This window comes from Paenibacillus albiflavus, assembly GCF_004344915.1.
GTDB lineage: Bacteria > Bacillota > Bacilli > Paenibacillales > NBRC-103111 > Paenibacillus_AM > Paenibacillus_AM albiflavus.
In genome coordinates, this window is record NZ_SKFG01000029.1 from 17,273 (window position 1) to 39,074 (window position 21,802).

Here is a 21,802-nt window from a genome sequence, read left to right on the forward strand (position 1 = left end):
ACCAATCGTACTAACGAATATCGCGTATCCATTAAAAGAAAACCATACCGTACGCATGAGAAATAGAAAAAAGTCGGGCCAATGCCATTTCCTTTGATCACTCATTTTCGAATCATGCCTGGAGATGATAAATTTAACTTCATGATGAATCTTACTCCCCTTTGTGAATAATGAAGTGTTTCAAAATCAACTAAAGGATATAACTTTGTTTGAGGATTTGTCTATACTTTAGTGCATCTGTCGATAGATTGGTAACCTCCGGCAACAGATTTATTTTTTGTGAATCGGATCAACCGGAAAGAACCGATTCACATAATCATCTACAATCTCAACCTCAATGCTCATCGCTTTCATCCTCCTAGAGTGAATTAAACTTTCAGTTCAACAATTTTTGTTGCGATATGTTTGCAAAACTCGCTGTCATGCTCCACAAAAAGGATAGTCGGCGAATGCTCCAGCAGCAGCTCTTCGATTTGCATCCTGGAAATGACGTCGATAAAATTGAGCGGTTCGTCCCAAACATGCAAATGAGCGCGTTCGCAGAGGCTTTTTGCAATCAGAACCTTCTTCTTCTGACCGCCGCTAAAAGAAGCGATGTCCTTTTCGAATTGCAAGCGCGAAAAATCAAGTTTTCTCAAAATCGCTTTGAATAAGCTTTCTTCAATGCCGTTGGATCTAGCGAATTCCGTCAAATTGCCACACAACTGCGAGGTATCTTGTGAAACGTAGGAAATTTGCATCTGGCTCCCTATTCGAAACACGCCGGAATAAGGTATCTCCTCGCCGCAAATCAGTTTGAGTAAACTGGATTTGCCTGAACCATTCGGACCAGAGAGCACGATGCGGTCCCCTTGCTCGACAGTAAAGCTGATGTCTTGGCAAACGTTCTTCTCGCCATAATGAATCGAAACGTGGTCAAGCTCGACCAATTGGGATTTATGATAATTCATCTGCGATATTTTCAAGCTTTCCGAGCTATCGACGTTTTTCAGAAGCTGTGATCTTTCCTCGATCGCGGAGTGCTGTCTTTGCTCGATCGACTTGGACCTCTGCATCATTTTGGCGGCCTTGTGACCGATGTACCCTTTGTCGACCTTGGATCCGGAGTTACGGGTGCCGTTTTTTGTTTTTTCTACTTCGTCCGACCAGTTGCTCGTTCGCTTGGCCGATTCGGACAGCCGCTTAATGTCCTTCCTCAGTTTATCGTTCTCAGCCAGTTCGAAATTGTCCTGTCGTTGTTTATTCTCCCACCAGTCTGAAAAATTTCCTTTCTGGACTTCGATGTTGGTCTTATTGATCGAAATAATGTGATCCACACAATTGTCGAGAAACGACCGATCGTGTGACACCAGAATATACCCGCTCTTGTCGTTCAAATAATCACTTACCAGCTCCCGAGCATGCAGATCCAGATGATTTGTCGGCTCGTCGATAAGCAAAAAGCTGTTTTCCTTCAAAAATAAGACCGCCAGCATCACCTTCGTTTGTTCTCCACTCGACAACAAGTTGAACGGTCGGTACAACACATCTTCTGACAACTTCAGCAGCGAAAACTCGCGCATGAGCTTCCAGTGCTCATAGTCGGGATAGATGTCGGCGACCACATCGAATGTATACTTCTCCTTGTCTTCGACATGGAACGGGAAATACTCGAAACTGACGTTAGAGGAAATCGTTCCGCTGTATTCATATCTGCCGAGTAGCAGATTGAGAAACGTAGTTTTGCCCCGACCGTTCCTCCCCGTAAAGCCCAATTTCCAGTTGGTATCAATTTGTAAACTTACATGCTCAAAAATGTTGTCGTAACTGCCGTCATAGGCAAACGTCAGGTTAGTTACCTTGATCAATGACATTTCAGAGACCTCCTTTGTTCTCAAAAAAAAATAAAAAGAGCTGCAAGAAAGTTGACCTTTCTTACAGCTCAAAATAATAAGACAAATCCAACCCTGCGTAGAGTTAGATTAGGATATATTTTTTGAGTGAAAAGAATAAGGTAACTTTCTTGCCAATAAAGAATAAAACAGAGCAAACAGAACTTGTTTTAATCTTTAAACGTAAGCAAGAAATTTTACATTATCCTCTTCAACTCCTATCGTCAGTATTTAGCGTAATCTTAACATACCCGCTATTTCACCGCAACTAACTCTCTGTTTAAGACACCATTGATTTTAAGCCGAAAATATGGAATCAATTCCACACAACCGTGGTCACACACCCCCCGAAAACCAGCGGGAAACACGGGGATACACCAAAACAGAGCGATGCCCGAGAAGCCTTATGGGATACATGTCGATTGTGGCCTTTTTTATTTATCTAAAGGAAATAGCTGCAGTTAATCCTATCAAAATCATTCCTTTCATAATCTAACGGAAATTATAGCTCCTATTTGACCAAAATACGGAGAATAGAAGTCATTTGAGCGCAAATAGAGGCATCCATCTCCGTTAAAATTCCATTGCTTTAATTCTCAATGAAATAGCGGCCGTAGTTTCCGTTAGAAATAATCGAGATCCGGCTATTGTCTAATTTTATACATCCGATATCGCTGGTTACCGCTAGCGAGGAATAAATTTTAAAGGGCACCAATCAAGAATATTCCGAATTAATTTTTAAACGGAAAAGTCGAATGATATCAAGGCTCTAGCGATCCCAAAACGCACTAACCGCAACATTCGATGTGCTTAAGGATTGATGGATAAGCTTAGCGAATTCCAATGCGTTGGTCCCATCTCCATGAATGCAAATCGTGTCTGCCGTGATCGGCACATCGGTTCCTTGCAGAGATCGAACACTCCCCTCTTGTACCATCCTTACAACTTGAGACACTGCCTCTCCCTGGCTAGTAATTATCGCATTGGGATGATTACGGGAAGTTAGCGTTCCATCCTGCTGGTAGGTTCGATCAGCGAACACTTCTTGTGCGGTTCGCAGACCAAGCTTAACACCAGCTGTTATAAGCTCGCTGCCTGCTAGCCCATACAAGATCAGATTGGGATTCACTTGATATACGGCTTCTGCTATCGCTTCAGCCAGTGATGCGCGTGTGGCAGCCATATTGTACAGAGCCCCATGCGGCTTCATATGCTGCATGACTCCTCCTTCTGCCTGAACAAAAGCCTGCAGCGCTCCGATCTGGTAGACCACAAGATCATATGCTTCTTCTGCAGAAATCTCCATATTTCTGCGCCCGAAACCAACCAAATCAGGCAGACCAGGATGTGCCCCAAGTGCAACTCCGTTTTCCAAGGCCATTCGCACAGTTTTTTTCATTACGGACGGATCTCCTGCATGAAAGCCGCAAGCGATATTAGCCGAGCTGACATATCTCATGATTTCCCTGTCATTTCCGAGCTTGTAGGCACCGAAGCTTTCCCCCATATCGCAGTTCAGGTCTACGAACATCCTTTTACCTCCCACTCATGTATACTTCCATTCCCAGCTTGATCTTTCTTAGCAGCAAATTTCGTTCATATAATGCCTTTTGGGCTTCACGAGGCGATATTTCTTCAAATCGAAGCATTTGTCCCGGTCTGAATTGAGCAACTTTAGCTAAATCAGCACTTGCCACATAGCCAATTTTGGGATAACCACCAATCGTTTGTCGATCTGCCATCAGAATGATTGGCTGTCCGTTTGGGGGCACCTGTATCGTTCCGACTGCAACTGCAGCCGAGATCAGTTCCTGAGGAGATATAAGCGATAATGTCGGCCCTGATAAACGATATCCCATCCTGTCCGATTGAGGAGATACTTGAAAAGTTTGACTAAAAAATGCGTCACGACTTTCGTCAGAGAACTGCTCGAATTGATCTCCCCGTATCACTCGTATGACCGTTTCATCCGATGTCCAGAAATTGCCCCTCGATATAAACCAATCCGTTTGGTAAAAAGAAACCTGTGATGCACTACTCCTCAATTGTTCTGCAATCATTTGACTTGATGGACCATCGGGATTTGCCCTCAGATGATCTCCTGCCTTCAGCCTTCTACCCTCAAAGCCTCCAAAGCCTGCCCTAAGATCTGTGCTTCGACTGCCCATGACGATGGGCACATCCCATCCACCAGCAACTGCAAGATAAGCCCGGCATCCTTGTTTGACAAACCCAAACTGAAGGACACTTCCTTTACTGATCCATACAGTCCGATCTGATGAAACCGGATTGCCATTAATCGTTGGAGAGAAATCCCCACCGCAGATTGCGATAAGCATATCTTGAAGGAATAACAAATGTGGCCCTTGCATAGTGATCTCAAGCACGGCATCGGCAGACGAATTACCGACTAACAGATTGGCCATTTGCAAAGCCAAATCATCCATTGCACCGCAGCTACTTACACCCTGCTGCTGATATCCATATCTGCCAAGGTCTTGCACAGTTGTATTTAATCCTGGTGTAATGACCTCCACACTCAAAAGGACACCTTCTTCCAGTCATCATATTCCTTTGTGGAAATAGGATAGAAGCGAACTTGATCCCCTGAACACAAGAGACTCGGTGTGTCGTCATTTGGCCGAAATAAACACTGGGGTGTCCTTCCGATAATTTGCCATCCACCCGGACTGACGATTGAATAAATACCCGTTTGCTGGCCCCCTATCCCTACACTCCCCATTGGAATAGACAGACGGGGCGAGGATCGGCGAGGTGTGGCAAGCCGCTCATCCATGCCGCCAAGATACGGAAAGCCAGGGGCAAAGCCAATCATATAAACCAAATAATCAGTGGACGAATGGATCGCAATGACCTCCTCGGGGCTAAGACCATTATGATTTGCGACCAGCTCCAAATCTGGTCCATAACTTCCTCCATAGCAAACCGGTATTTCGACGAGTCTGTTCGTTTTATTTCCATTCTCTGAAAAAGACTCACATAGCTGCTTCAAAAAAGCAAGTACATGATCGTACGGCATGATTTCATTAGCAGGATCAAAGAACAAGATGGGATCATAATAGACGGTTACCGTTGTAAAGCCAGGAACGAATTCTACCATTCCGAGAAAAGGATGCATCTGAAGATATTCAGAAAGAGCCACAACCTTGTTGTGTGTCTCTTGATCAATGCTGTCACCCAGTTTCACTACGACACCCGAATCCCCTAGTAAAGAGAATTCATAGTTAGGCAATTTGCCCGCCTCCTGCATTAATGTTCAGTGTTCTAAATTGAATGTGTTACATACTCCATGTTATTCATCTAACGTTCCCATACAATACTTTCTTCGGATTTATTATGATAATTACAACTGCTATAACTAAATAAAAGATAGCGTTATACATGATTAAATCGAGTAAGTTTCCGTTTATTAAGCCAATAAAAAAATTAAAGAATTGGTGGATGATGATTGGAATGATTAAATTCTGATTTAAGTTATAAAAAGCCGTCATGACGATCTTAGTAGACATGATTGCAATCATAAAGAATAGTATATATTTGATAAAATCAATACCCGCAAGCCCTGTAGTAAACCATATGGGTAGATGCCAAATACCCCACCAGAATCCAATGATTATCGATGCTTTTAATGGTGAATGCTTCTTTTGAAGCTCAATTTGAGCGAAACCTCTCCATCCTAGTTCTTCTCCTAGTGGCCCCGACAAAAGGTTTTTAAAAAAGAAATAAATCAGCATTCCCCATGAAGAAACAGTAAAAATAGAATCTACTTCACTATTATTAGATACGATAAACAAAATCAATAAAAATATGAGGGCTTGAATCGTAATCGCAGTAAAAATGACAGAAAATTTAAGTTTATGCTTGAATTTCTCTTTTACAAATTGTATAAAACTCTGCCCAGGATAGATTTTTTTAAACAACACAGCAAAAGCAATAGTTGAGGACCAAGCTGTTATACAGAACATTACATCAACGACCCATGTTGGGAATCCTAGCATATGTGCCGCTCCTACAAGAAAGAAAAGTGGCAAAAAAATAATATTGGTTAATAATATAAAACTTGCTACAGGTTTTTTTAGTTTCTTTTCTCTATTCATGCATAATCCCCGCTTCAAACTAAGTATTTCGTAAATATAATCATGTTCATATTTACTGATACCCTCAGCTTAAACCTAGGAGTTACTCACAGGTCAATACATGTCTGCATTATTTTATAGGTGCATAAATTTCTAAGAATACACGTTCAAGTCCATCCTCATAAGTGGTAAGTAACAGATTTACATAAACTAGCCCCAAAAGTTCATACCCTTGTTCTAATGCTACTTTCCTTAAACTAGCTCCCACGTAATCATCCATATTTTTGCCACCAGTTGACCATCTTCCATTTTCAATAACGGTATAAATACATTTTGAATGAGATAAAATTTCTCCTTCTATTTCTTTATCAAAGTCTTCTACTTTTCTTACAATTATAAACTTGTCTTCTATAATTCCTTCTTCATTAAAACTAATGACTCTTCGCAAAGATGTTAGGGTAACTGCTTTTTTTAAGCTGTCTGTATTCTTTTGTAGTGTTTCATATTCATCGTACGCAGTAAAATGTTCTATTTGTCCCTTTATTTCTAAAGGTTCCATTTCCTTTACTATGTATTCTCCTAAGAATTGTTTAATCTTCTCGCAATCTTCTTTTACGATCTGAAGTTTTTTTAGAAGAAGCTTTTTATATTCTATTTCCTCTAAAACATCTTGCTCTTTCTCTTCTAATAATAATTGTATCCCCTCTATACTCTTACTTTTTCTTAATTCCTGAATTTTTTTAATTTCAATATCCATTTCTCTATAAAAATTTACTGTTGTTATATCATATATATCAAAATGACTATATTTTCTATACCCATTCTCGATATCTTGATTAGGCTTTACTAATTCCTTATCTTCATAAAATTTCAAGGTATCTCTAGATACACCTAAAAATTTAGCAACTTGTCCAATTGTGTACATTGTACTCTCCTCTATCATTGCTGCATTTTCATTATGATATTTCATGCAGTCTCGTTAAAAAAAGGATCTGAGTTAACAAGAAGTCGAATCAAATCTATCCGTTCATCCTCATACAAAGGATATCATGTAGCTTTATCGAATATTTATAAATGAAACTATCTCGAATCCATAAAAGGAGGGGTTGAATTTTGCTGAAGAAGATTCATTTCGTACAAACTCTAAATGATGTAGTTTGGCTCCATGCAAAGTCTATACTTTGAACAACGGCGGTTTGTATGGAGCTAAGAAATAAAGTGCCGTCATAAAATTTAAAGATTCGGTAACTGTTTGTAGTATAGACTTTGCTACCTTAAAACTCTAAAATTTTTTAGGAGCAGAGCTATAATGAAATATTTAAACGCTGAGAACATCCTGCCGCAACATATATTGAAAGAAATACAAAAATATGTGCATGGCGGGGTCATATATATTCCAACACCTGAAGAATGGCGTAAGAAGTGGGGGCAAAGCTCAGGGACTAGAGAATATTTGAACACCCGAAATGAAGAGATCCGTCAAAGGTTTTCAATGGGTGCCTCTATTGATGAGCTTTCAGATCTATTCTATCTCTCACGCCACAGTATTAAAAAAATCCTTTATTCTAAAAAATAAGTTGATGACAAGTCACATCGGAATGATCTGGATGTGACTTTTTTTTGTGTAAAATATGATTCCAAGTCAATGATTATCCAATCTTAAGCTGCGAACCTTATTATACTTAATATATCAAATTACAGGAGGTTCAAGGAATGGATAATCATAAAGTGAAGAGAATTTGGAATGAATGGTCCGAAACGTGGTATCCAAAATATAGAACGGATCAGGCAATTTCAAAAGTAATTAACAACCCCGAGTCAGCATTTCATCACACTACTTATACTATGCTTAAAAAGGCATTTCCAAGTTTGCAAGGGAAGCGAATTTGTGTGCCTTCAAGCGGGGATAACCATGCTGTGTTCGCACTACATTTGATGGGGGCATCCGTAACCTCCGTCGATATTTCGGAACGACAATTGGAGCATAGTGCTACAATCGCTAAGAAACACGGTTGGGATATTGAGTTCATCTGCGATGATACAATGGAGTTAAGCAAAATTAAAAGTAGTGAATATGACTTTGTTTATACCTCAAATGGTGTTCATGTATGGATTCATGATTTATGTTCAATGTATCGAAATATTCACCGCATTCTTAAAGTTAATGGGATTTATCTCATGTACGAGATTCATCCTTTTAACCGTCCATTCGGAAGTAATACAGAGAAAATCACAGTAGTTAAACCCTATCATGCGACAGGCCCAATTATCATCGAAGATGTACCCAGATATACCTGGCGTATGCAGGATATCATGAATGCCATGATCACATCAGGTTTATTCATAAATCATATTGAAGAAATGTACGCAGAGGATGGTTCATTTTGGGTGGATGAATCAGTAGTTGGAGAAATCGCACTCTCAAAAGAAAAACTCGATCATTTATGTAACTGGCATTCTAACCCCATGGCGGCTCTTCCTCAATGGTTATCAATTAAAGCAACTAAATAACGTAAGGAGCCTTACTTGCCCTCTCTCCTTTCGAATTGAAAAAAGTCCCGACGAAGATATTCATCGGGACATTTAATCATCGAATGTAAAGCCATTATCTATACAGAAGCAACTGTTCACTCAAACCTTTGGTACTCGCATATATCGATTGATAAATTCCGAACAATCCTTGATACGTATTTGCAATCTCCGGATCAGGTTCAAATCTCCGATCATATTTAACAAACCTTTCTGCGCAAGCATGTAAATTTTCAAACCAACCGCTGCCGACTGCTGCAAGCATCGCAGCACCAAATGCTGGGCCTTGCTCATTACTTAATTTAACAACAGGTGCTTGGAAAATATCCGCTTGCATTTGCAGCCAGACATCGCTTTTGGCACCGCCACCGATACTAACGATCCTATTCACTTCTGTTCCCATTTCATGCAGCATTACCAGAGACTCATTCAGGGAAAAAGTGATTCCCTCCATGACAGCACGAATTAAATGTTCTCTACGATGCGATCCGTCCAGACCAATAAAGCTGCCACGGATCATCGAATCAGCATGAGGTGTTCTTTCACCGACCAGATAAGGTGTAAAAAGCAAGCCGCCAGATCCGGCAGACACCTTGGAAACCTCCGACATGAAGTGTTCATAGGATTCTTCAGGGGCAACCGTTTTCTTTAACCAATCCAAGCTATATCCCGCTGCAAGTGTGACTCCCATCGTGTAGTAACTACTAGGATCGGAATGATTAAAGAAATGCAACCTGCCTTCTAAATCCTTAATCCCCTCATCATAGGACAAGATCACGCCTGACGTCCCTATGCTGCATAAAGCATCGCCATTGCTCAAAATTCCTGCCCCTACTGCACCACACGCGTTATCGGCTCCTCCCGCAAACACCTTCGTATCTGAACTTAGATGGGTCCGACTCGTAACTTCTGGCAGCAATTCCCCAACGTAATCAAGCGATTCTACAAGAGAAGGGCAGAGCTTCATATCGATACCGAAAGCTTCGCAAATATCCTTACTCCATTCTTTGCGAGCCACATCCAAAAGCAGTGTTCCTGCCGCATCGGTAACGTCCATATGAAGATGTCCGGTTAAACGATAGCGCAAATAATCTTTAGGCGTCAGAAAGCAGGAAGTCCTATGATAAATTTCAGGCTCATGCTCCTGTACCCAAAGGATTTTGGGAAGGGTAAACCCTTCCAGCGCTGTATTTTTGCTAATTTTAATTAGTTTGGTTCCGAGTGTGTTCATGATCCTTCGGCACTGCTGTGTGGTACGTGTGTCATTCCACAAAATCGCAGGCCTAAGCACTTGACCATCATCATCCAGCAGAACGAGTCCATGCATCTGACCTGAAAAGCTGATTCCTTCGATATCTTGGGGATCCACGTTGGAATGTTGCATTAGTTCGTGCAAACTATTTATCGTTTGTTCGTACCAATCCTCCGGATCTTGCTCACTGTAGCCCGGTTGTTTGTGGTGTAACGAATAGGACTTCGATACTTCACCGCATACTTGACCTTCTTGATTGACAAGGAGAGCTTTTACAGACCCGGTTCCCAAGTCAATGCCAATCACATATTTCATACCCGTCTCCTATCATTCTGAGAATATGTACTCATTTAACTGTGACTTGATCCACTCAATCTTGCCTGACTTATTGATTTTCTCTTGATTACCTAGCGTGTAGGCCTCCAATTGCTGAAATGTTGCTTTTCCCGTCCTAATATCCATGCCGATGCCAGACTTGAAGCTGCTATAACGATCCTCGATGATATTCTCAAAGAAACGATCCTCGATTAATTTCACTGCCACCTTTAGTCCCTTTGCAAAAGAATCCATTCCCGCTATATGCGCATGGAATAAGTCCTCTGGTTCAAACGACGATCTTCTGACCTTCGCGTCAAAGTTGACACCACCCGAGCCAAGTCCACCATTCTTTAGAATCTCGTACATGGCCAGCGTAACCGCATATAAATCTGTCGGAAATTCGTCCGTATCCCACCCTAGTAATAGGTCTCCTTGGTTCGCATCGATGGAACCTAGCATGCCATGCATCCTTGCGACACGTAGTTCATGCTCGAATGTATGTCCTGCAAGAGTCGCATGGTTCGCTTCAAGATTCAGCTTGAAATGATCCTGTAGACCATATTTCTGTAAAAAAGCAATCGTCGTTGCCGCATCAAAATCGTACTGATGCTTGCTCGGCTCCTTCGGTTTCGGCTCAATCAAAAATTGCCCTGTATAGCCGATTTCCTTCGCATAAGCAATGGCCATATGATAGAATCTCGCCAAATTATCCAGTTCCAACTCCAAATCCGTATTCAGGAGTGATTCGTATCCCTCGCGTCCGCCCCAGAAAACATAATTTTCCGATCCGAGTAGAGCTGCGGTTTCAAGCCCTTTCTTTACCTGTGCCGCTGCATATGCGTAGACACCTGCCTCCGAAGTTGTCACCGCCCCGTGTACGAATCGGGGGTTTGTAAACATGTTCGCCGTGTTCCAAAGCAGTTTAACGCCAGATGCTTGCATCTGCTCTTTTACTAGAGCCACGATGATATCGAGATTTTGGTTCGTTTCTTTTAGCGTGCTGCCTTCAGGCGCAATATCACGATCATGAAAGCAAAAATACGGAACATCGATTTTCTCAAAAAACTCAAAAGCTGCCTCTAAACGTGCTTTTGCCAAATCCATTCCCGTAAAATGGCTCCAAGGGCGAATGGCAGTTTCGCTTCCGAATGGATCACTTCCTCCTCCAGTCAGCGTATGCCAATAGGCAACGGCGAAGCGAAGATGTTCCTCCATGCTTTTACCGAGAACGATCTCTGATTTATTGTAATATCTAAAAGAGAACGGATTCTTTGTTTTTCTTCCCTCATAATGAATCTTATCGACTGTTGGGAAATAAACCATTATTGATTCCTTCTTTCCAAAAAAGTATTTACAATTCTGTTATACACGGCTTATTTGCCCGTCTTGATTGCCGCATCATGTGCTTTGGCGAATTCATCTGGTGTGATTTCTTTGCCGAATAGCGCCTGGATTTGGTTCAGGTGAACTTCGGCAGCACCTGGTGCCATTTGTACGTCGGTAAACAGTGTAATGCTCGTGGCCTTATTCACTTCATTGAGCAGGTCAATGTAGAGTTGCGGAAGTTGGATCTTCGACGTGTCCACCTTTGTAGCCGGGATAACGCCCGCCCCAGTTACAGATTCTTCGCCCCAACGCTTCACGAAGTACTTCACAAATTTTTTGGCTTCAGATTTTACAGGCGAATTCTCAGCGACGAACAAAGCAACGCCGGGACCACCTACCCAACTATCGATATTACCCTTGCCACCACTCACGGTCGGGAATTTGAAGAAACCGATGTTGTCACGCAATTGCTGAGGAATGTCCTGATTGGTCGTATAATTCGGAAGCTCCCATGTACCCATCATATACATGGCAACCCCACTGTTCAGAAGCTCCGCTTTAACTTCGTCATTCGATAAACCGTTAAAACCTTTATTGAAAGCATTCATATCAACCAGATCTTGAACACGCTTCGCCGCTTCGACAAGACCCGTATCGGTGAAGGAGGATATACCCTTAATCGCGTTTGCAAGCGTCTCCGTACCCGCGATTCGATCAGCCATATACATATACCAAAGAGAACCCGTCCAACGATCTTTGTTGCCGAGCGCGATTGGCTCTACGCCATTACTTGCAAGTGTTTTCACAATTTTCAGAAAATCATCGTAAGTCGTTGGAACCTGCAAACCATATTGCGCGAATATTTTCTTATTGTAGTAAACCGGAGCGATGTTGAATTCGAGAGGTAATGCATATGTTTTGCCACCGATGTTATACGCTTCTGTAGTTCCAGGAACGAACGAGCCCTGCAACTCGCCTTGCAACAGCTCATCGAGTGGTGTTAACAGATTACCTTCGACGAATGGCTGAAGATATCCGGCTGCCCATGTCATGCCAACGTCCGGTAGTTCGTTGACAGTAGAGAGCACTTTCATCTTGGCTTTGTATCGCTCATTATCAAGCACTTCTTGCTTAATGGTAACGTTAGGATTCTCCGCTTGATACTCTTTAATAATTTTGTTCACAATTTGGTGTTGGCCTGATGCACCAGTTTCTGGGTAAAGATGCATCATGTTGATCGTCACCTTTTCCCCCATTACTGCGTCCTGAACATGATTATTATCGTTCGAACTTCTGCAACCGTACATGACAAGAAACAGACCAACCACTAGTACCAATAGCGCTCGAATTTTTGTATGCATGCTCATATCCACCACCAACTATCATGCCAATCCGGCAAGATGTATTTTGGACAGAGTGCCGATCTTACTCTTTCACTCCGCCAAGCGCCACGCCCGCAATAATATACCTCGATAGTAAAAAGTATATCACGAACAGTGGCAACACCGTTAGTGAGAGCCCCAAGTAGATTGAACCGAACTCCGTCTTGTAAATATCACCTTTTAGCAAGCTTACCATGATCGGCAACGTATATTTATCCTTCTGTGTGAGCAGGATGAGCGGCATGAACAGGTTGTTCCAACTAGCCACAAAGGCAAATATGGCTTGTGTTGCGATTGCTGGTATCATGATCGGTATGACAATTCGGTTGAAGGTGTAGAATTCACCCGATCCGTCAATGCGTGCTGCCTCCACCATTTCAATCGACAACGCGGCAAGCAAGTATTGACGCATGAAGAACACGATCGTTGGCGCCGCAATGGAAGGTAGAATCAGTGGCAGGAAGCTGTTTGTCCAGTGCAATTGATACATGAACTGGTAAAATCCGATGGCACTTGCCTGTGCTGGAATCATCATCACGCACATGATAAATGTAAAGAAAGGCTGACGCATCTTCCAGTTATATACGACAAGCGCATATGCAGTTAGAGACGAGAAATAGACCGCACAGATTGTAGAGAAGCCCGAGATGATGAGTGAGTTGAAGAGTCCTTTTAGCGGATCGAAGCTCTTACTGAGCAGCACGTTCAGATTGGTCATGATGTGTGTCGACGGCAGCAGAGAAAGTCCGCTTTGGATTTCCGGCGTTGAACGTGTGGCGTTGACAAACATGATCCAGAACGGCAGTATGCTGAGCAGCGACAGGAAAATGCAGACGATATAGATGATCATCCTATTGATTTTAAGAGAGCCTGTAGCACTTGTTTGAATTTTCGCCATGAATCACATCCCCCTTGTCACTGCTTGCGCAGCTTTTTTAATTTTCTTTTGTGCTTTCTTCAGCTTTACCTTATCACGGTCGCGCATGATGTAGAACAGCAGTCCTGACAGTACTGCCGCTATCACAAACATGATCATGCTCGCCGCCGCCGCAGTATTGTACATATAACTGCCCTTGAACGCTTGCCCGTATATGAACACTGATGTGGTAAGCGTAGCGTCATCCGGTCCACCGTAGAGGAACAGTTGTGGGATATCGAACATCTGCAAGCCACCGATCATCGATGTAATCAACGTGTAGAGCATGATCGTTTTAAGACTTGGCAGCGTGACGCGGAAGAAGGTTTGGAACGTGCTGGCACCGTCAATGGCCGCAGACTCAAATAGTGCGGGATTGATGCCCATAACACCTGCAATAAGGATAAGCATTGTGTTTCCATACCACATCCAGAATTGGATGAACGATACGATACCTCTTGCAGTATTCTTATCCTGCAAGAAATAAATCGGAGAGTCAGTTAAGCCCAGCATCTCAAACAAACTGTTTATAGGACCTATCGGGTAAGAGAATAAGGCATTAAAAAGTACGGCGATTGTGCTCGCCGTGATGATATTCGGCATATAAAGCATCACTTTGAACGCACCTTGTCCCCTTACCTTATTGCGCCGATTTGTGAACCAGACCGTGAGCAAAAGCGCAAGCAAGATCTGTGGAATGAAGTTGATGATCCAAAGGAGTGCGGTATTGCGAAGCGACTTTCCGAATGAGACGTTATGAAGGATGAGATCCTTAAAATTTTGAAAAGGATTATCCAAAATATGAATTGGCTTTGGGATTAATCCTTTCAAATCGGTAAAACCGATAACCGCGGTATACAAAATGGGATATAACGAGAAAACCAGAAACGCCAGTACAAATGGAAGACTGAATATATAGCCATATTTCGAATAGCTGACACCCTTGCGACGCATAGCTCCCACCTCGTCTATTGATATAAGGGACGGGAAAATTTACCCGCCCCTTTGTTACTTTCCTATTTACTCTCAATTCCGAGTTGATCCTTGACTTGCTGCTTGAAATCCGCAATCGCCTTGTCACGGCTCTTGGTACCAGCGGTATACTCACGTACCTGTCCGCGCCATAAGCTGTTAATCGACTCGTCGTATTGAGTGAGGTTTTTGCCTGTAGCGTTGGCATTAGCCGGAACGAATACGTCGAACATATTCTGTCCGCCTAGCAGCGCGACTTTGCCGTCAGATTTGCTCATTACGACTGAGGATGCAACGGTGTCCTTCGTGCCTTGCTCGCCATCCTTCATGGTACCGTTAGCCCAATAATATTGGAGGCCTGTATCAGAAGTATCAAGCGTGACCCACTTGATGAAATCAGCAACGGCTTGCTTTTTAGCATCGTTCTTAGCCGCATCTTTATTCGCGAGGATCCAAGTGCCGCCCCAGAAGAAACCGGTTGTCGGTTCCGTAGCAGCCCAATCACCGTTCGTATCTTTAACTTGATCTTTCATCACGTAGTTAATAAACCAAGCTGGGCCGAAGAATCCGAAGATTGGTTGTTTGCCTGAGCCGGACATATCCGCAAACCAAGCTTCTTGCCAGTCTTGTGTGTCATTATGATAGCCATTGTCTTTCAACTTTTTAGAGAAATCAATGAACTGTTCGCGCTTCGGATCGATTACAAGCTTGCCGTCTTCAAGCCAGCCCTTGTCAGAACTGTTCTCGATCGCGTGCCAAATATCCCCATCACCGGATACGATGCCGTAACCCTTATCCTTCAGCTTTGCAGCCGTATCGAAGAACTTATCCCAGCCAGGACCAATTGCATTCTTAATGGTTGCAGGATCGTCAGTTCCAAAAACATCTTTGGCAATCGAGCGGCGATAAATGAAAGCACCACCGGTCGCTTGATAAGCTAGACCTTTCAACTCACCATTCTTGCTTCCAATGTCAACCGAGTATTGGGCGATGCCAGCATCCTTTACCATTTGATCACTGAGGCCCAAATCAGCGTAATTGGCAGCATAGCCGGAAGCATCCCCTTGTGTGTACTTGAGGACGAAGGCTGATTCTGCTGCATAGATATCCGGGGCATCCTTGCCTCCGCCAGCGAGCGCCTGATCGAGAGCAGGCTGATAAGCGCCATCTGTGGTTGCAATAATTGTAGTTTTGAACTCAACATTCGCCTCAGGATGAACTTGAAGATACTTGGTCGTCATGTTCGGAATTTCATCCGTGAAGCTCCACAGATTGATGGTTACTTTCTCCTTCGGGGTGTTGTTCGGCGAAGGTTCTGTGCTGCTGCTCGGCGTACTCGGGTTTGTGCTTGGGCTTGTACTTGAGCCTGCGTTACTGGTCGAGTTCCCGCTACACGCGGTGAACACAGAGGTTAACATCATAATTGCTAAGGTTACAGTTAAAAAGCGTTTCATGCATTTGACCTCCCTTTTATACGCTTACAGTTACTTTGTAACCGCTACCATAATTATAGTGTTGGTAATGTAAACGCATAAGGAACTGTCCATTGGGAGAAATTCCATTATTATTGGATTGATTGTTCGGTATCCAGCACCTGATGACGATACTGACTAGGGCTTGTTCCCTCATTATCTTTAAACACTTTAATAAAATATTTATCCGTTTGATATCCGACTTTCTCGGCAATTTCCCAGATCGGTATTCTGGTAGTGACTAATAGCTCCTTCGCTTTTTGCAATCTTCTGCGTGTCAAATAGTCGCTAAATGTGACACCTGTCTGTTCCTTGAACAGCACGCTGAAATAGCTCGCGTTCAGGTGCAGCAGCTCCGCTACCTGCTTCATGCTGATCGGTTCGTGCAGATGGGCGTAGATATAGCTGATTGCATCTTTGATCGCGGTGGCGTACCGTGCTTCATCACGGCCAACTTCAAGCAGCTTCCGATCGACAAGTTTCTCCATCGCATCAAGTCGCTCCCTACCGCTATCAAGCTCAAATGCTCTTTGCACTGCATCAATCAATATTGACTTATCCAGGGGCTTGAGAATATATTCAAACACACCGAGTTGCAACGATTTCTTCGCATATTCGAACTCGGCATAACCAGAGATGACAATGACAACGGGAAGCGGCCCCCACATTGACAGCCTCTCTAGCATCTGCAAACCGTCAACTTCCGGCATCCGTACATCCGTAATGATGATATGAGCTGTATTCGTTTCCAGCCATTCGAGAGCCTGAACCCCGCTCGCGGCACTCTCGATTCGATGTCTGCCAGCCGACCAGGCAACGAGCGTCTTCTGTATTCCTAATCGCGTGCGCGGTTCATCGTCAACAATCAATATCGTTTTCAAGACAGTTTAATCCCTCCTGAGGAATTGTAATTTCAAAGCTTACAATTGTGCCTACGCCAGCCTTGCTTTCAATTTGTAAACCGCTGCCACGTTCTGCCGTGCTCGGATAATACAGTTTGAGGCGCCGTTGAACGTTGGACATGGCAACCCCCGCTCCCTTCTTGGGATCATGTGAAGTTACACCCTCGATGCTTTGCATGAGCTTGTTCAGTGCCTCTTGGTCCATGCCAAGCCCATCGTCGATGACGGCAATGGTTGCAAAACCTGGCTTGTTTGAAAATACGCGGATCGTGACTGAGCCCGGACTAATGCGACTCTCCACACCATGCAGAATCGCGTTCTCCACGAGCGGTTGAATGATCAGCTTAGGAATTGGCACCTGCAACAGTTCTTCATTTGCGTCAATATTCCAATGCAGCCGATCAATCAGGCGCATCTTCATAATTTGTAAATAGCGCTGCGCGTGCTCAAGTTCATCTCGAATGGTTACCCGTTCATCGTTGCCAGGTGCGCTACCAATGACGTAGCGGAACAGTCCGGACATGGCAAGGATCGTTTGAGCAAGTTCGCTCTCCTCTTTTTCCTCCAGCGACCAGTAGAATGCCTCCAGCGTGTTGAACAGGAAATGAGGATTGATCTGTGCTTGCAGCGCCTTAAGCTCTGTACGGCTCTGCGTAATTTCCTTTTCATAGACGACTTGAATCAGCTCGTTCATATGGGTAACCATCTTGTTATAAGTGTTATTCAGTTCGTTGATTTCCAGTGTTCGAAAATGGTTACGACCGGCAGGAATCAGCCTCAGCCCACCAAATCTGGCACCTCGCATGCTTCTCATCAACTGCTGAATGGGTCTTGTTATCATTGTAGACAGCAGCAGCGTTAATAGCAGAAAAGCAAACGCAGCTATGCCGATGGACACGTAAAGGGCCGTTCGCAATACGGAAATCCCTTCTGTCGCCGCTTCGACCGGCATCAGCAACACGAGCTCCCAACCTGCCACTTCGGAATGCTGCCTGACGGCGAGCATCCGCTCCTGCTCGATAGTAACGGTGCTTCCTGTTTGCGCAAGCACCGCCTGCGCCGCCTCGTCGTCAATATCCGATATAATCGGGTTACCTTCGCTGTCGCTGAGCAGCATAAGCTCCCTACTTCTGGCAGGATCGTTCTTGACCCCCGGCCCATACATATCGAAGTATTCACGGTTGACATGAATGACTAAGTATCCGCCAGGCAAGTAGGAGTTGTCCACTAGATTGATGCGGCGGATCGCGAGCACCGTATCCGGCATACGCGGATCAATACCTATCCAGGCAATGCGTCCTTTCTTTTCATCCGCTGCCGCAAGCGCATTCTCGGATATGCGTTTAGTACCAGAATCATCGAGAGGAAACAATCGTCTGTTATCTAATCTGTATAGCTCAAGCGAGCTTATACCGGAGGAGTATGCCATATAATTGTTGGCGATTTGCAGTAGCGACTGGCGCTCATTAAAGTTGGACGGGATCCCCTGTACTTCTTTCAACAGCAGCTTCTGGACGTAGGAGTCCGCAACCACCTGAGTCGTCAGCGAATCGATTTGCTTCAACAGCACATCCAGCCTCCCGTTAGCTTGAATCGCTGTTTGCTGAATATGCTTTTCCGCGCTTTCTTTAAGGAGCACAGATACTTTCTCATAGATAAACGCGCCTGCAAAGGTAAGCACCAGGATCATCGTTAGCGTAAAGCCGACGAAAATTTGATTTCTCAGCGTGTTGATCTCTCGCAGATTGATGAGTCGATCCGCCCACATTCTCACATACACCCATTCCTCGCTTTATTAGGCAACAACTAAATATATTGGTATTATTCATAACTTTACTAGACTGACGAACACCATGGTGTGTCTGCTAAAATAGGTGTGAACACGATTCATTTCATAGGGGATGGTATGACATTGATAAAGCCGGTTAAGCACAATGAACCACTTGTAACCCATATTTATACCGCCGATCCTTCGGCACACGTATTCGAGGGCAAGCTGTACATTTATCCGTCACACGACCTTGATCATGAGCAGATATCGAATGACAATGGCGATCAATATGACATGGAGGACTACCATGTTCTGTCGATGGAGGACGAGAACTCCCCTTGTATCGACCACGGCGAGGCGCTTCACCTGCGCGATATTCCATGGGTCAAGCAGCAGTTGTGGGCACCGGACGTGGCTTACAAGAACAATACCTACTATCTGTTCTTCCCCGCTCGCGATCACGACTACATCTTCCGTATCGGTGTAGCAACCAGCTCAACACCGGTCGGCCCGTTCATACCGCAGCCAAGCTATATTCCTGGCAGCTTCAGCATTGACCCTGCCGTGTTTGTCGAAGGAGACAGGGCCTATATGTATTTCGGCGGCTTATGGGGCGGACAACTTGAGAAATGGCAAACCGGGGAGTTCGTCACGGATGCTGTAGAGCTGGCTCCCGATGCACCTGCCTTAGGTCCGCGAGTGGCCGAGCTAAGCGACGACATGCTGAGGTTCAAAGAAACACCACATGAAATTTCGATTGTCGATCCATCCGGTCGACCTCTTTTGGCAGGCGACGAGGACAGACGATATTTTGAAGGTCCGTGGATGCACAAGTACAATGGTAAGTACTATCTCTCGTATTCGACGGGCACCACGCATAAGCTCGTCTACGCCATCGGCGACAATCCTTACGGACCATTTACCTTCCAAGGAACGATTCTGACTCCAGTGATTGGTTGGACGACTCACCATTCGATTGTCAACTTCCAAGACAAATGGTATTTGTTCTATCACGACAGCTCCTTATCCAGTGGTGCCGACAACAAACGATGCGTCAAGTTTACGGAGCTGAAATACAATGCCGACGGCACGATTCAAACGATCGATCCGTACAGATGAGTGATGTTGAGAACAATGTCCCCCCACCTTAAGGTGACGATGTCGACAGCCACGAAGCGGTTAGGTGGTGGGGATGTTTTCAGCTGATTCTGGATCGAGGCAGCTTATCTCATGAAGTTTGAATATTCTGTTAAATAACTCTAGATAAACTGCTATACTTGCTTATTAAGTTCTTCCATCATGCATACTTCTTAGTGGTATTATAACCTAGAACTTCAAATTCCGCTCTTCAATTATTGTTAATGTTATTAATGATTTTTGATGTTACTTCAGCAATTACTTCTGTAGAAAACCACACGAAAGCCCTCCTTCGAATTCCCCTATAGATGCGCTACCTGCAAGCTCAATTCATTAGGAAAGAAACCCCTTGAAATCAAATAATTTCCTTAATAATATAAAAATTTGATATATTTAAATTATTGAATCAAAAAGTCTCATAGTCAGTAGAAACCCTTAAAGAAGTCAGTTCGGAAAATTTCTAGTAGGAGCGTATAAAATGAATTTAAAAGAAAAATTGATATTAATAAAAGAAAATGGCTACCAAGCACCTCCCGATACATACCAGTTGATACAAGAAATGATAAATAACATCGGTTCTTTGGATGCTGAGCTACGTGATGAGCTCATTTATACAACCTTATCACATTGGATTCCTGGTAATTCTCTAACTGCAAACGAACTAGAACAACTTGTACCAGTTGTTTTGGATAATAACCATTTGCTTTTTAAGCTTGGTGAAACAAATACAGACTCTGTCTTCACTCGATCATTTTCTATGCTAGTCATACCACTCCTACTCATAAAGCATAGAGAATCACCATTTATCACAAGAGAGCAGATTCATCAGATAAAAGAGAAGGTATTTTACAATGTACAAGAAGAGCGAGATTACCGTGGGTATGACGAAGAAAAAGGCTGGGCTCATGCCATAGCCCATGCAGCAGATGCTTTAGACGATTTGGCTCTATGTTCCGAACTGGATAAAAATGACCTTTTAACCATCCTCGATTTGGTTTACGAAAAGATAACCATAACCGAACGAATTTACTCCGATGGGGAAGATGAGAGAATGGTAAATGCCATAATTAGTATTTTAAATAGAAAAATACTTAGTCAGACTTATGTAGGGCAATGGATTCAAAGTTTTGGTGATGTGGAAAAAAGTTCAGAATTTCTTCCTGCCTTTAAGCAAAAGAATAATATAAAGAATTTTTTGAAAAGTTTATACTTCCGATTTAAATTTTACAAAGTAGATGCCGATCTCTGCCCAACTATCGAGCACACATTATATAAAATAGAAAAAGTATACTATTCCTAATAAATAAAAAAGTGAGGGAAAAAGCTCCCTCACTTGTAGTAAATTTGTTTTGCAGGGGTTCAGATGGATAGCCCCTTTGTCTATTATAATTAATGAATTAGATCATTATAGAACTCAAACGCTTCTTTATCGGTGAAGCCCTCATGAACGATTTTCCCAATACTGCGGGCCATTTCCATCGGATGCTGACTTTGAAAAATATTTCTGCCCATATCTAATCCCTTTGCCCCACCTGAGATAGCCTTATAAGCAAGAGTCATGGCTTCATTTTCAGGAAGCTTCTTCCCACCAGCAACTACAATTGGAACAGGACATGCTGCAACGACCTCTTCAAAATTATCACAGTAATAGGATTTGATAATATTCGCTCCTAATTCTGCTACGATTCTAGTAGCTAGCTTGAAAAACCGATCAGTTCGTTCCATTTCCTTACCTACTGCAATTACACCCATTGTAGGAATACTGTAACGACTTCCGAGATTCACCATATCGGATAAGTTTTTTAAGCTGGATAATTGACCCTCTGCCCCTACAAATGTTTGGACTGCTAAACAATC

The 21,802-nt window shown here is 43.4% G+C and carries 18 protein-coding genes and 1 pseudogene; 4 read left to right on the plus strand and 15 right to left on the minus strand.

The window, feature by feature from the left end:
• Positions 1–368: 368 nt before the first annotated feature.
• From E0485_RS20485 to E0485_RS20510, 6 genes are all read right to left on the minus strand, one after another.
• Positions 369–1,853, minus strand: a complete 1,485-nt coding sequence (locus tag E0485_RS20485; RefSeq protein WP_132419938.1) for an Lsa family ABC-F type ribosomal protection protein — start codon at positions 1,851–1,853, stop codon at positions 369–371.
• A 787-nt stretch (positions 1,854–2,640) separates the two neighbouring features.
• A complete protein-coding gene (locus E0485_RS20490) occupies positions 2,641–3,402 on the minus strand; it encodes a LamB/YcsF family protein (RefSeq protein WP_132419939.1) in 762 nt (253 codons plus the stop codon).
• Between the two features lie 4 nt (positions 3,403–3,406).
• On the minus strand, positions 3,407–4,414 hold the full coding sequence (locus E0485_RS20495) for a 5-oxoprolinase subunit C family protein (protein ID WP_132419940.1): 1,008 nt from the start codon (positions 4,412–4,414) through the stop codon (positions 3,407–3,409).
• Complete coding sequence (gene pxpB, locus E0485_RS20500; protein WP_132419941.1) at positions 4,411–5,142, minus strand: 5-oxoprolinase subunit PxpB; 732 nt, start codon at positions 5,140–5,142, stop codon at positions 4,411–4,413. Before pxpB ends, E0485_RS20495 begins: the two co-directional genes overlap by 4 nt.
• A gap of 46 nt (positions 5,143–5,188) precedes the next feature.
• Positions 5,189–5,989, minus strand: a complete 801-nt coding sequence (locus tag E0485_RS20505; protein WP_132419942.1) for a CPBP family intramembrane glutamic endopeptidase — start codon at positions 5,987–5,989, stop codon at positions 5,189–5,191.
• A 109-nt stretch (positions 5,990–6,098) separates the two neighbouring features.
• Positions 6,099–6,893: a MerR family transcriptional regulator gene (locus E0485_RS20510; protein ID WP_132419943.1), complete on the minus strand. Its 795-nt coding sequence runs from the start codon at positions 6,891–6,893 to the stop codon at positions 6,099–6,101.
• Positions 6,894–7,277: 384 nt separating this feature from the next.
• On the opposite strand from E0485_RS20510, the gene E0485_RS20515 reads away from it, so the two are divergent.
• A complete protein-coding gene (locus tag E0485_RS20515; RefSeq protein WP_132419944.1) occupies positions 7,278–7,544 on the plus strand; it encodes a CD3324 family protein in 267 nt (88 codons plus the stop codon).
• Between the two features lie 137 nt (positions 7,545–7,681).
• Positions 7,682–8,479 carry a class I SAM-dependent methyltransferase gene (locus E0485_RS20520; protein WP_132419945.1) on the plus strand — a complete coding sequence of 266 codons (798 nt, stop codon included), beginning with the start codon at positions 7,682–7,684 and terminating at the stop codon, positions 8,477–8,479.
• Between the two features lie 94 nt (positions 8,480–8,573).
• On the opposite strand, the gene xylB is transcribed toward E0485_RS20520, so the two are convergent.
• From xylB to E0485_RS20560, 8 genes are all read right to left on the minus strand, one after another.
• Positions 8,574–10,064 carry a xylulokinase gene (gene xylB / locus E0485_RS20525; RefSeq protein WP_132419946.1) on the minus strand — a complete coding sequence of 497 codons (1,491 nt, stop codon included), beginning with the start codon at positions 10,062–10,064 and terminating at the stop codon, positions 8,574–8,576.
• Positions 10,065–10,076: 12 nt separating this feature from the next.
• On the minus strand, positions 10,077–11,390 hold the full coding sequence (gene xylA / locus E0485_RS20530) for a xylose isomerase (protein WP_132419947.1): 1,314 nt from the start codon (positions 11,388–11,390) through the stop codon (positions 10,077–10,079).
• A gap of 50 nt (positions 11,391–11,440) precedes the next feature.
• On the minus strand, positions 11,441–12,754 hold the full coding sequence (locus E0485_RS20535) for an extracellular solute-binding protein (RefSeq protein ID WP_132419948.1): 1,314 nt from the start codon (positions 12,752–12,754) through the stop codon (positions 11,441–11,443).
• 64 nt (positions 12,755–12,818) lie between these two features.
• Complete coding sequence (locus E0485_RS20540) at positions 12,819–13,673, minus strand: carbohydrate ABC transporter permease (protein ID WP_132419949.1); 855 nt, start codon at positions 13,671–13,673, stop codon at positions 12,819–12,821.
• Positions 13,674–13,676: 3 nt separating this feature from the next.
• The gene (locus E0485_RS20545; protein ID WP_132419950.1) at positions 13,677–14,645 is read right to left on the minus strand and encodes a carbohydrate ABC transporter permease; all 969 of its coding nucleotides are present in this window, start codon (positions 14,643–14,645) and stop codon (positions 13,677–13,679) included.
• 62 nt (positions 14,646–14,707) lie between these two features.
• Entirely contained in the window at positions 14,708–16,117 is a 1,410-nt protein-coding gene (locus E0485_RS20550) for an ABC transporter substrate-binding protein (protein WP_132419951.1), read from the minus strand.
• A gap of 110 nt (positions 16,118–16,227) precedes the next feature.
• The gene (locus E0485_RS20555) at positions 16,228–17,016 is read right to left on the minus strand and encodes a response regulator transcription factor (RefSeq protein ID WP_132419952.1); all 789 of its coding nucleotides are present in this window, start codon (positions 17,014–17,016) and stop codon (positions 16,228–16,230) included.
• Positions 16,994–18,805 carry a sensor histidine kinase gene (locus tag E0485_RS20560; RefSeq protein ID WP_132419953.1) on the minus strand — a complete coding sequence of 604 codons (1,812 nt, stop codon included), beginning with the start codon at positions 18,803–18,805 and terminating at the stop codon, positions 16,994–16,996. The genes E0485_RS20555 and E0485_RS20560 overlap by 23 nt, the downstream gene beginning before the upstream one ends.
• 138 nt (positions 18,806–18,943) lie before the next feature.
• Between E0485_RS20560 and E0485_RS20565 the strand changes: the two genes are divergently transcribed.
• Positions 18,944–19,927 carry a glycoside hydrolase family 43 protein gene (locus E0485_RS20565; RefSeq protein ID WP_407944865.1) on the plus strand — a complete coding sequence of 328 codons (984 nt, stop codon included), beginning with the start codon at positions 18,944–18,946 and terminating at the stop codon, positions 19,925–19,927.
• A gap of 496 nt (positions 19,928–20,423) precedes the next feature.
• Positions 20,424–21,245 (plus strand): DUF2785 domain-containing protein, encoded by an 822-nt coding sequence (locus E0485_RS20570; RefSeq protein ID WP_132419954.1) that lies wholly within the window; start codon positions 20,424–20,426, stop codon positions 21,243–21,245.
• 89 nt (positions 21,246–21,334) lie between these two features.
• Here the strand turns inward: E0485_RS20570 and E0485_RS20575 are convergent.
• Positions 21,335–21,802: pseudogene (locus E0485_RS20575) on the minus strand (3-hydroxy-5-phosphonooxypentane-2,4-dione thiolase LsrF); the annotation flags it as partial.